Annotated in this window: 8 protein-coding genes; 1 reads left to right on the forward strand and 7 read right to left on the reverse strand. The window is 68.4% G+C overall.

Going from position 1 to position 12,039, the window contains the following annotated elements; genetic code table 11:
• The 7 genes from POL67_RS33150 to POL67_RS33180 all read right to left on the reverse strand — a co-directional run bounded on the left by POL67_RS33150 (position 1) and on the right by POL67_RS33180 (position 9,720).
• Entirely contained in the window at positions 1 to 651 is a 651-nt protein-coding gene (locus POL67_RS33150; protein WP_271924522.1) for an NUDIX hydrolase, read from the reverse strand.
• Positions 652 to 696: 45 nt separating this feature from the next.
• Positions 697 to 1,785, reverse strand: coding sequence for an SPFH domain-containing protein (locus POL67_RS33155; RefSeq protein WP_271924524.1), 1,089 nt, complete (start codon positions 1,783 to 1,785; stop codon positions 697 to 699).
• A 129-nt stretch (positions 1,786 to 1,914) separates the two neighbouring features.
• On the reverse strand, positions 1,915 to 3,549 hold the full coding sequence (locus POL67_RS33160) for an adenylate/guanylate cyclase domain-containing protein (protein WP_271924526.1): 1,635 nt from the start codon (positions 3,547 to 3,549) through the stop codon (positions 1,915 to 1,917).
• 9 nt (positions 3,550 to 3,558) lie between these two features.
• Positions 3,559 to 3,960 carry a hypothetical protein gene (locus POL67_RS33165; RefSeq protein WP_271924528.1) on the reverse strand — a complete coding sequence of 134 codons (402 nt, stop codon included), beginning with the start codon at positions 3,958 to 3,960 and terminating at the stop codon, positions 3,559 to 3,561.
• 24 nt (positions 3,961 to 3,984) lie between these two features.
• Positions 3,985 to 5,937: a YgiQ family radical SAM protein gene (locus POL67_RS33170; protein ID WP_271924530.1), complete on the reverse strand. Its 1,953-nt coding sequence runs from the start codon at positions 5,935 to 5,937 to the stop codon at positions 3,985 to 3,987.
• Positions 5,938 to 6,122: 185 nt separating this feature from the next.
• Positions 6,123 to 8,756, reverse strand: a complete 2,634-nt coding sequence (locus POL67_RS33175; RefSeq protein ID WP_271924532.1) for a tetratricopeptide repeat protein — start codon at positions 8,754 to 8,756, stop codon at positions 6,123 to 6,125.
• A 340-nt stretch (positions 8,757 to 9,096) separates the two neighbouring features.
• Positions 9,097 to 9,720 (reverse strand): hypothetical protein, encoded by a 624-nt coding sequence (locus POL67_RS33180; protein ID WP_271924534.1) that lies wholly within the window; start codon positions 9,718 to 9,720, stop codon positions 9,097 to 9,099.
• 318 nt (positions 9,721 to 10,038) lie between these two features.
• Here POL67_RS33180 and POL67_RS33185 point away from each other — a divergent pair, with 318 nt between their 5' ends.
• A complete protein-coding gene (locus tag POL67_RS33185; RefSeq protein ID WP_271924536.1) occupies positions 10,039 to 11,946 on the forward strand; it encodes a lipoxygenase family protein in 1,908 nt (635 codons plus the stop codon).
• Positions 11,947 to 12,039: the final 93 nt, after the last annotated feature.

Genomic DNA, 12,039 nt, shown 5'->3' on the forward strand with positions numbered 1-12,039 from the left:
TCAAACGGGCTCTCGATTCCCCCAAGGCATCTCGCGCTCCAGGATCGGCGGCGGCAACGTCGCCCCGATCCCGGCCGCGATCCGCTCGACGAGGTCGTGGAAGATGACCGCGCTCGCGCCGTAGAGCACGCACGCGTCGAGCCGGAAGTGCGGCATCAGGATCTCCGCGCCCCGCCAGTTCAGCATCACCCCGTACCGCGGCGCCTCCCCGCGCAGGTACGCGCCGAGCGGCAGCTCGAGCAGACGCGCGATCTCGCCCGAGCACGCCATCGGCGCGAGCCCCTCGCCCACGGCCACGACGTACGGGTGGATCAAGTACCGACCGTTGTACGTCGGCGTCGGCGTGAGCTCGCCGAGATGCGTGATCCCCTCCCCGGCGAGCCCCACCTCCTCGTCCATCTCACGCAGCGCGGTCGCGTAGAGATCCACGTCGCTCGGCTCTCGCTTGCCGCCGGGGAACGCCACCTGGCTCGCGTGCTCGCGTAGCTCCGCCGATCGCAGGATCGCGATCACCACCGGATCGGGCGTGAAGCGGATCGGGATCGCGACGGCCGCGGGGCGCGCGTTCGTCTGCAGCATCGAGATCCAGGGGCTCTCCTCCGCCGGCAGACCGGCGAGGGAGCGGCGAACGTCGTCGGGGGAGAGCCGCATGCTTCGAGGAGCTTGCCTCAAGGGAGCAGACCAGGCCCGCGGCGGTCAATCCTTCTTGGCCTCGTCGCTCTTCACGAGGCCCGGCAGCACAGCACCCCGCGCGCGGGCCACGTCCATCACCTGATCGAGGCCCGCCGACAGGAACGAGAACAAGCTCCCGTCGGTCGTCGTCACGTTGACGCGATCGAACGAAGCGCGGAACGCGTTCGCGATCGAGGGCAGCGTCTCGGTCAGCATGATCTCCTGCAGCCGCGCCTCACCGAGCTCCGGCACACTGCGCTTCTTCGCCTCGATCTCGGCCTCGAGCTCCGCCGCCGCGCGACGCGTCGAAAGCGCGATCCGCGCCTCGGCTTGCTCGGCCTCTGCTCGCTCGTGGGCGCGCCCGAGCTCCTCCTCGTGGGCCCTCCGCGCGAGGGCCTGCTTGTGCTCGAGCGCTTCCATCTCGCGCTTGCGCTCGGCCGTGATGCGCGCCTCCTCCTCGGCCATGATCGCGCGCCGCGCGTCCTCGGCCGCTCGCTTGCGCTCGAACGCGAGCCGGTTCTCCTCCACCGCGACCTCCTCCTTCGCGCGCAGCGCATCGAGCGCGAGCTTCTCGCGGTAGGGCGCCTGCAGCCGCGTGAACACCTCCTGCGAGAGCACCTTCACGTCCTGGATCTCGATCGTGTCGATCACCACGCCCCAGCCCGTGCTCGTTCCATCCTGCAAACTCCCCTCGCCTGCGAGCACCGGCGCGATCTCGGCCATCAGCGCGGCCGCGACGCGCTCCTTGCGGTGCGTGAGGCACTCTTCGAGGCGCAGGCCCGCCACGATGCGCCGCGTGGCGCCGACGAACATCTCGCGCAGGATGTCTGTGAGCGCGTGGTGATCCCGATCGATCATCCGGTAGGCGAGCAGCGGCTCGACGATGCGGTAGACCGCGAGGCCCGTCACCTCCACGCCGGCCTTCTCCAGCGTCACCTGATCGGCGCGGAACTGGAGCTTTTGGATGGTGGTGGGGATCAGCGTCACGCTGTCCGACGGCCACTTGAAGACGCTCACGCCTTGGCCCGAGCGCTTCACCTTCCCGTCGCGGATCAGGATGAGAAACTCGTGCGGCTCTGCGGTGACACGGCCGAAGTTCGGGATCGTTCGCATGCCGGCGTGAGGGAGCAATCGCCGCGCCAGCGCCGAAATCACGCGCAGCCAGCGTGTTTGCGAGGCAGAGGGCCCGCGTCCCGCCCCGCGCCGCGCTCCATTCCGACGCGCGCCGATCCGTTTCGAAGCTCAGGCCGGATCGACGACCGCGTACACCACGATCGGCTCGGCCTTGCCGCGCACCGTCACGGGCGGCATCGGCCGCGCCGTCACGATGTCCTTCACCCGCTCGTGGGCTGCCTCGCTGAGGAGGATGTCCGTCCCGAGCTCCTTGGTGAGCCCCTCGATCCGCGCCGCCACGTTCACGACGTCGCCGATCACCGTGTACTCCATCCGATCGGGGCTCCCCACGCTCCCGGCCACCATCTCGCCCGTGTGCAACCCGATCCCGATGCGCACCGCCGCGCGTCCCTCGGCCACCTCGCGCTCGTTGAACCGGGCGAGCGCCGCGCGCACCCCGAGCGCCGCGCGGGCCGCGCGTTCGGCGTGATCGGACGCCGGCACGGGCGCGCCGAACACCGCCAGCAGGCTGTCACCGCCGAACTTGTTGATGAACCCCCCCTCGGCGCGGATCGGCGGGCTCACCGCGGCGAAGTACCGGTTGAGCAGGCTCACGACCTCCACGGGTGACATCGCCTCCGAGAGCGACGTGAAGCCGCGGATGTCGGCGAAGATCACGGTCGCGCGCACGAGGCTCCCGCCCATGGACACGCCGTGCTTCATCACCTGCTCGGCGAGCTCGGGCGCCACGTACCGGCCGAACGCGTCGCGCAGCCGCTCGCGCTCCACGAGCCCGTGCGTCATCCGGTTGAAGCCCCGGTACGCCTCGGCGAACTCGTCCGTCGAGGCCACCACGAGCTCCGCCGACACCTCGCCTCGCTCGACGCGCCGCATCGCCTCGACGAGATCCCCGGCCGACGACGCGATGTCGCGCGAGAGCATCGTCGCGAGGAAGAGCGCCAAGCTCGATCCGCCGATCACGAGCAGGAGCACCCACACTTCGAGCGGATCCTCGATCCACCCGAAGTCGAACATCTGCGCCTTCGCGAGCAGGCGATCGAGCTTGAGCAGCACCGTGTACCCGAGCGCCGCGAGCGGCACGCACGCGACGAACGCGAACACGAAGAGGAGCTGCGAGCGCATCTTGAGCGGCAGCACCTTGGGCACCGCGTCGCGCACCGCCTCGTCCACGTGCGCGCGGATGTGCGGGAGCACGGGCTTCACGGCCGACTTCACCGCGAGGTACTCGTAGATCGCGTGGCCCGAGGCGAAGACCACGACCGTCGCGTAGACGAGGGCGAACTGCCACGGCGCGAGGCCGAGCCCGAGCCGCGCGTTCGCGAGCAAGCAGGCCACCGTCAGACCCATGGCGAGGACCGGCGCGTGCAGGAAGAGCACACGCGCGGCCGTGTAGAGCGGCAGGTTCAGGGCGCGCGCGAGCGCCGGCGCCGCGAGCGACGTCGCCGAAGGCCCCGGCAGCGCCGCGAAGAACGCGCGGATCGGCGCGACGTGCCGCCCGATCACCAGGATGTCGGCGATCATCTGCGGCAGCGAGGCCAGCGGCGCGAGCAGACCGAGGACGAGCTGCTTCTGGTAGGCGCTGAAGTCGAGGCCGAACAGGAAAAAAAGCGCCCCGGTGCCCGTCGCGGCCAGGGAGGCGGTGAGGTAGATCAGGATCAGCCGCCGATGCAAGAGCCGCCCGAGCTCGCCCCAGGCGCGCTCTCCGGCCGTCTTCTCGGGCGTCGTCGCCAGCGCCTCCGTCATCACTCCACCCTATTCCTCGACGGGATCCTTCGGGCGCTCCGCCAGCACCGGCGCCGCGAGCGCGGCGAGCGATGTCGCGAGCGTGGCCGCCAGGGGCAAGAAGGTTCGTAATGCCGGCCCCCCGTCGATGCGTACCACGCGCGGCCGCGGATCTGTGTCCGGGGTGGTTGACTCCAGCGTCGCGAGGAGCCGCTCCCGCTCGAAGTCGAAGGAGAGCGAACGGAGGACGACGCCGGGCTCGAACGACGCGAGCGCCTCGAAGAGCGGCCCCGCCGCGGCGAGGGCCTGCTCGGCCCGCTCCCCGCGGAGATCGACCCCGGGACCCGCGAAGGGGCACCCCTCGGCATCCGTCTTCGGCACCACGCGCACGTGGCGATCCGCGACGCGCAGCTTGAACGAACGGATCTGCAAGGGGTCCCTCGCGAATCCAGGCTGCTAGCGACGCACCTCGTGCGGCTTCCGCCCCTTGTTGTTGCACTTGCCACGCTCGGCGCGGGCGCGCTTCATCGCGATGGGCATCGAGCCCTTCCCCGACGCGGGCGGCACCAGGCAATGCGGCTTCGACCCGATGAGATCCGCGCGCCCGGCCTTGATCAAGGCCTCGCGCGCCTCGTCGTGGTGGGCCGCATCCCAGTAGAGCAAGAGCGCCTTCTGGAGCCGCTTTTCGTGCATCTCCTTGGCCGTGTACACCGGCGCCTTCGTGAAGGGATCGAGGCCCGTGTAATACATGCACGTCGCCATCGACATCGGCGTCGGAATGAAATCCTGCACCTGCCTCGGCCGCATTCCCTTTTTCTTGAGCCAGAGCGCGAGGTCCACCATGTCCTTCAGCGCCGATCCCGGGTGGCCCGAGATGAAGTACGGCACGAGGAACTGGTTCTTCCCCGCGTCCTCGCTCGCGCACTGGAATTGCTCGGCGAAGCGCTCGTAGCTCTCGATGCCCGGCTTCTTCATCTTGTCGAGCACGTCCTTCTTCGAGTGCTCGGGCGCGACCGAGAGCTGACCGCCCACGTGCCATTTCGCGAGCTCCTCGATGAATTCGGGCGAGCGCTCGGCGAGGTCGTACCGGATGCCCGACGCGATGAAGACCTTCTTCACGCCCTCGCTCTCGCGCACGGCCCGCATCAGATCGAGCAGCGGCTCGTGATCCGTCTCCAGGTTCTCGCAGACCCCGGGGTGCACGCACGAGAGCCTGCGGCATTTGCTCTCGATCGCGGGGTCCTTGCATTTCATCATGTACATGTTGGCCGTGGGGCCGCCGAGGTCCGAGATGGATCCGCGGAAATCACCCATCCGGCGAAGCGCGCGGATCTCCTTCAGGATGCTCTCGGCCGAGCGCGACTGGATCACCCGACCCTCGTGCTCCGTGATCGAGCAGAACGTGCAGCCCCCGAAGCAGCCGCGCATCGTCACGATCGAATGCTTCACCGTCTCGAACGCCGGGATCGGCTCCGAATACGTGAAATGGGCCGCGCGCGCGAAGGGCAGGTCGTAGAGCTCGTCCATGTCCTTCGTCTCGAGCGGGATGGCGGGCGGATTGAAATACACCGCCTCCTCGCCGTGCGGCTGCACGAGCGGCCGCCCGTTGCCCGGGTTCGTCTCGTACTGGAAGCGCCGGCTCATCTCGGCGAACGCCTCCTTGTCCCGGACGACCTCCTCGTAGCTCGGCAGGATCACGGTCTTGCCGTCGCTGACGAACCGGCTCGGTTCGATGTCCTCCCATTCGCCCTTGCGCAGCACGAGGGCCGTGCCCCGCACGTCGCGGAGGTCACGGATCGTCTCGCCCCGCCGCAGCCGCTCGGCGACCTCCCAGACCGGCCGCTCGCCCATCCCGAAAATGAGCAGATCCGCCTTGGCGTCGAGCAGCACGCTCCGGCGCACCTGGTCCGACCAGTAGTCGTAGTGGGCGATCCGCCGCAGCGACGCCTCGATCCCGCCGAGCACGAGCGGCACGCCCGGGAAGGCGCGGCGGCAGAGGTTGCCGTACACGATCGTCGCGCGGTTCGGCCGGAGCCCCGTGCGCCCGCCCGGCGAGTACTGGTCCTCGCTCCGGACCTTCTTCTGCGCCGTGAGCTTGTTCAACATGCTGTCCATGTTGCCGGCCGTGATGCCCACGAAGAGCCGCGGCTGCCCCATGCGCAGGAGGTCGTCCGTCGTGCGCCAGTCCGGCTGCGAGATGACCCCGACGCGGAAGCCGCGCGCTTCGAGGAAGCGGCCGATCAGGGCGGCGCCGAACGCGGGGTGATCGACGTACGCGTCGCCGTTCACGAGGAGCACGTCGAGCTCGTCCCAACCACGCGCCTCCATCTCGGCGCGGGTCGTGGGCAGGAAACGACGGAGATCACGCCCCGACGCATGGGCGCTCTTGCGGATCTGGACGATGGTCACGGCGCCGTGACCCTAGCCTGCCGGGGGCCGCGCGTCAGCGACGGCGACGACGTACGCGCGTTTTTCCGCGCCTGCCGTTCCGCCCCCGCCCCTGCTCCTGCTCCCGCTCCCGCTTCCGTTCTCGCCCGCTCGGCGTCACCGCGCGGCACCTGCGGCGCGCGAACGGCCTCTCGCGCCCGGCGGGCTCAGGTCGATCCGAGGGGGGCATCGCTGCCGGAGACGATGAAGCTTGCCCAGTAGTAGGGGTGCGCGCGGTCGGGCCGGTCGAGCATCTCGAGCTGCCCGAGGCGCATCGCTTCACTCCGGCCGCACCCGGCAAGGAGCCTGTCGTAGTAGGCCTCCATCAGCTCGCGCGTCGCTGCATCGTCGACGCTCCACAAGCTCATCACCTGGGTCTCCGCGCCTGCCATGACCATGGCGCGCCGCAGGCCGTAGACGCCGTCTCCGATACGAACCTTGCCTACCCCGGTCATGCACGCGGAGAGCACCACGAGCTTCGTTCCAACCAGGTCGAGCTGCGAAACCTCCAGCGCGGTCAGGAGGCCATCGCCCTCTTCCTCATGGCCGCGATTTGCGCCGGCGAGCGCGATACCCGAGCGCAAAAGGGCGTTCTCCATGATATCCAGCTTGGGTAGAGGTTCGAGGTCACTGGAAGGGGATAGGTGAAGCCCAGGCAAGTCCGGGAGAAAAAACCCGTGTGTCGCGATGTGCAGCACGCGCGGCCCTGCGAGAGCTTTCACGGCATCCGTGGTCGCTGCAACGCCCGTCAGATACCTGGAGCCGGGTAGCTTCGTCGAAATGGCGCGGCCTTCGTTTGCGGCAAAGTGAAGCGGGGAAAACCGCATTCCTCTTGCGTCCGCAGAGCGCTGCCTGCGGGTGCCGGCTTGGCCCGCGGGCGTGGCACCTCGCGCGGTGTCATAGTCCGGCGCCGCGACGACGACCGGACCTTGCTGCGAGGGCACGCTGGTCCCGAGGCGCAAGAGATCTCGACCGCTCGCCAGATACGTCAATGCGTAGCGCTCGACGAGGTAATGCCCATCCTCGTCCACGAGGACGCCAAAGGGTACGAGGTTGAGAACACCATCCGGACTGAGCAGGATCCGGCGGCCCGGACCGAGGAGACGGCGGATCGGTTGCATCACCAGCGCGTCCAGGTCACGGGCAGCGGGCCGCGGGTCGACGAACGGCTCGGCATGCGAGAGGAATTCGCGGGCCGTACCATGGGCGCCGATGGGGCCCGGTCCGGCGGCCTTCCGCGAGAGCGCCTGCCGCAAGCGAGTGACCGCCGCATGGATGGGCGCGGCGGGGCCGAGATCGGCCCAGGCGATCTCGCCACTCCGATGCAATACATACGCCACATAACGTGGCTCGCCCACGCGATAGCTCCACGTGTCCGTGTCGAATGGAGCGTATATAAAAAACTCTACGAGCGTGGCTCCTTCCGGGATGGCAGCGCGCACCTCGTCGACCGTGAGGGGCCGCAAATCGCCGCGGAGCTCGGCGCTACGACGGCTGATGTCGGCCTCGAGCTCATGGCGCTCCGCCGCGAGGCGCTCCAACCTCGCGCGATACTCACCACGGGTCATCCGCGCCGGCTTTCGGTACACGAGCGCGCTGTACTCGGCGCTGATGGACCTCAGCTCTTCGAGTCGCCCCCGATCCGACGGGGCAAGGCTATGGCGCATCGCCGCGAAGCTGTCCGTCATGGCGTCGAGCACCCGTCCTTTGCGGTTCAGAATCACGGCGAGCGCAAGGCGTTTTGCCTCCTCGGCATGAGGCGCGGCCTGCACATGCGAAGAGATCGCCTGATCGGTGCGGCCGCGCAGCGTGGACATGTACGCCTGCTTCTGCTCGTCCGAGCCCGTGTTCAGCAACATCGCGGCATTGCGATCTTGGATGGCGACCGCGCGGCCGAGCTTGTCCACGGCCTTCTCGTGTTGACCGAGCGCCTGATACACCCTGGCGAGCTGCGCGAGCGCGTCCGCCACGTCAGGGTGGTCCGGCCCGAGCGCCTTTTCTCTGATCGCCAATGCCCGCTGCTGAAGCGGCTCTGCCGCTACGTGGTCTCCTCTTTGGCTTCGAAGCGTCGCGAAACCGAGGAGCGAGCCCGAAAGGCGGGGGTGATGGGGTCCCAGCACTCGCTCCTCGATGGAAAGCACGCGCTGATAGAGCGGCTCTGCCTCGGTGTAGTCCCCCCTCGCTTTGTACACCAAGGCGAGGTGGCGAAGCGCGAGGGCTACGTAGGGATGCGCCGGCCCCAGCGCCTTCTCCCAGATGGTGAGCGCGCGCTGAATGTATCGCTCCGCCGTCGCGTGGTCCTTCTTCGCCAAACAGATCGTCGCGAGGTTGTTGAGGGATTCGCCCACGTCGACGTGGTCTGGCCCCAGAACCCTCTCTTGGATGGCGAGCGCGCGCCGGTGGAGCGACTCGCTCTTGGAAGAGTCCCCCTTCGAATGGTACACCCTCGCGAGGTTGTTGAGCGCGGTGGCCACATTGTGGTCCTCTGGCCCCAGCGTTTCCTCGAAGATGGTCAGCGCGCGCCGAAGGATCGGCTCTGCCTTGACATAGTCCCCTTTCGCCTCGTGTAATGACGCGAGGTTGTTCAGCGTGGTGGCCACCATCGGGTGGTGCGACCCGAACGCGTCCTCCGCGATGGCGAGCGCGCGCTCGGCGAACGGAATGGCTGCGTCGAACTTACCCTCGCCGTACAGTTGATTGACTTTTTGATTGAACTGTTCAGCCTCCGCCCATGCGCTCTCGAGGGCCATCGCGCCGTGCCCACGCCTGTCGTCGGGTTTCCTTCCATCCCTCGCGCTCATCGTCTCTCCAAAGCTCCGTTTCACGCTGTGCGAGCGCTACCGTCCATGCTTTCCGCTCGATTCGCGCGGCTCATCCGAGGTACCGAAGCATGGTAGCAGCCACGATGTCGAGAGTTCAACGCACGGGCTTGCGCGCGACGGCGGTCAGCGACGTCTGGCCACTGCCTGCGACCTCGAAGCTATCGTCGCTGCCGCGACCGCTTCGCGAGCTCACCCAGCGTGCGCTCGATGCGTGCGGATCGCCGAGCGCAAAGGCTCCGTGATGGAAGGACGACCGGAGATCCCCGTCCCTTCAGGGCTGCGGGCCGCGCGCGACTGAATTGCCGCTCCCGCTCCCGCCTCAGGGCGCCGCCCACATGCAGCGGTCGTTGGCCAAAGAGCAGATCATGCCATCCGGACAGGTCTTGCCCCCGCTGCAGTCGAGGGTGCAGAGCGGCGGATGGTCCTCGGTGCCGCACGTCGGCACGGCGTTGCCCGTCGCCGGGATGGGGCATGTTTTGTCGGCCGAGCAATACGGCGCGCAGACCGACTGCTGCTCGTCGCCCGCTGGGCTCTGGGTGGCCATGCAGATGACCACCCCGGGCGGACAGTCGACCTCGACGGAGACCTCACAAGAGCCATAAGGATCTCCGCCGGGGTTGCCGCCGTTGTGGCACAACGTCGAACAGTTCATCCATTCCGAGCAGACCTCCTGATCGCAGCCGGTGACGCAAGAGAGGTACGCCTCGTCCGCGTCCGCGCAGCTCGCGGCACATTCCTCAGGGGTGATGTTCACCTCGCACGCGGCGAGGTGCTGACAGAGCGCCTCACAGACGCTGCCAGGACCGCTGCCGGTGCTCGCGCTGCTCGTGCTCCCTGTGCCGCCCGCGCCGCCCGTGCCGCCCGTGCCCGGTGGGTTGCTGCTGCCGCAGCCGAGGACGATCGCCGGGACAAGCACGAGCGCAATCTTCGACAGAATGTTCATGAGGAAAGCTCTTGGGTCGTGGTGGATGACGTAAGAAAGAAGGAGCGCGACAGGCGTACCAGGTGTCGAGCGCATTGCGCATCGGGTCGCAGGCGCGCTTGCAACGGGCACGTGCGTCGAACCGTCAGGTGACCCGCGCGGCACCTGTGGATCGTGCTCGTACACCTGCGAGGGCGCCGCGCCGGTCGCGATTTTGCGCTTCCCGTTCGCGTGGTTGCGACAGGGATGGACGAGCCTGTAGCTTCGGGCGCGCGCTTCGGCGATGATGGCGCGGGGGGGACCGCCGCGCATTTCGCGCGCACACCCCGAGGAGCCGTCATGTCCATGGAACCGAGCTCTCCGGCGTCCAGCGCTTCTTACCAGTACAACTACACCTACGTGCCGCCGCTGGCGATGGCCGACAGCGTGCCGAAGAGCCAACAGCCTACCCCCGTTTGGTGGATCAAGGTCGCCTGGGAGGTGCTGCTCATCGCGAAGAACCGCCTCGCCTGGAAGGTCAAGCAGGGCCTGAGCGAGCAGCCGAACGGCGTGCAGGCCTTCACGACGGAGGCAGAGCGCGCGTCGATCCTCGATCTCGGTCACCTCGGCCTGGGGCAGGTGGATCTCTCGCGCATCCCGAGCGATCACTCCATCATCGACAAGCTCAGCCCGAACGCGGGGGGGCTGGAGGCAGACGCGCAAAGCGCGGACGATGCCATCACGTTCTGCAAGCGCCTCGCCCGCAAGGCCATCGAGCAGGAGATCAAGGATCCGCTGGAGCTCTTGAGGCTCGTGCTGGATTCGCTGCTGGCCAAGCCCGAAGGCAGGCCCCAATCGCTGCAGGCGTATCAGGACCTCTTCGTCACGCTGCCCTTGCCGTGGGCTGCCCAGAGCTTCCAAGAGGACGCGACGTTCGCGTGGATGCAGGTGGCAGGGTTCAATCCCCTGGTCCTCCAAAAGGTCACGGATCCCCGGAGCACGCTCGGCATTTCCGACGCGCAGCTCGCGGCCTCGCTGGGCGATGGGGATGCGGTGCAGGCGGCGCTCGCGGAGGGGCGGCTTTACATCGCGGACTATGCGCGGCTCGCGCGCGTGGTCAACGGCAATTTCCCCGATGGGCCCAAGTACTGCTTCGCGCCCCGGGCGCTCTTCGGTCTGCCCCAGGGCAAGGGGCGGCGCAGGCTCGTGCCGCTCGGTATCCGCTGGGGCCAGGACGACGCGCTCTTCCCCCTCTTCACGCCCGCCGACGGCGAGGCCTGGCTGCAGGCCAAGACGGCCGTGGAGGTGGCGGCGTTTAATGATCACGAGATGGTCGCCCACCTGGGGCACACGCACCTCCTGGTGGAGCCCTTCGTCGTCGCCACCCACCGGAACCTCCCCGACGACCACCCGGTGAGCCAGCTCTTGCGCCCGCATTTCGAGGGCACGCTGTTCATCAACAACGCGGCGCAGTCCACGCTCATCGCGCCGGGCTATCAGGTGGACAAGCTGCTGGGCGGCACCATCCAGGCGAGCCGCGCGGTGGCCGTGGCCTCGCTGATCGCGGACCCGGATTTCGATTTCAACAAAGGCATGCTCCCGCAGGACCTCGCCCGCCGCGACGTGAACGATCCCGCGCTGGAGTATCCCTACCGGGACGACGCGCTGCTGGTGTGGGGCGCCATCGAGAAGTGGGTACGCAGCTACGTGGGCGTGCACTATCACTCGGATGCGGATGTGCAGGCGGACGCGGCCCTGCAAGCGTGGAGCGCGGAGCTGGTGGCCAACGACGGGGGTCGGGTGAAAGGGTTTGGCGAGGGTGGGGTCGCCGGCAAGCTGACGACGGTCTCGTACCTGGTAGAGGCGCTGACGATGCTGGTGTTCACGGGCAGCGCGCAGCACGCGGCCGTGAACTTCGCGCAGGGAGGGCTGATGACCTTCACCCCGCTCGCCCCGGGCGCGGGCTACCGGGCCGCCCTGGTGTCACGCGAGGACGCGGCGCAAAACCCCTTGCTGGATCAGTTCCCGCCGCTGGACATGGGAGCCACGCAGCTCGATTTCCTCACGCTCCTCGGCTCGGTCCATTACACGAAGCTCGGGGATTACGGGCCGCTGCACTTCCGTGACCTGCGCGTCTTGCCACACCTTCTCGCGTTCCAGGAGGAGCTGAAGAAGATCAGCGCGGTGATCCAGGACCGCAACGCGAGCCGGCTGGGGCCCTATCCGTACCTGGACCCTCCGCTGATCCCGCAGAGCATCAATATCTGAGCGGCCGCGTCCCGGAGCGCCGCCCCCGCCGCACCACAATCGCCCCGCGCAGCAGCAGCATCGCCGCCGGCCCCCCGCGCGTGCCCTCCCCCG

This window comes from Polyangium mundeleinium, from assembly GCF_028369105.1.
Taxonomy (GTDB): domain Bacteria; phylum Myxococcota_A; class Polyangia; order Polyangiales; family Polyangiaceae; genus Polyangium; species Polyangium mundeleinium.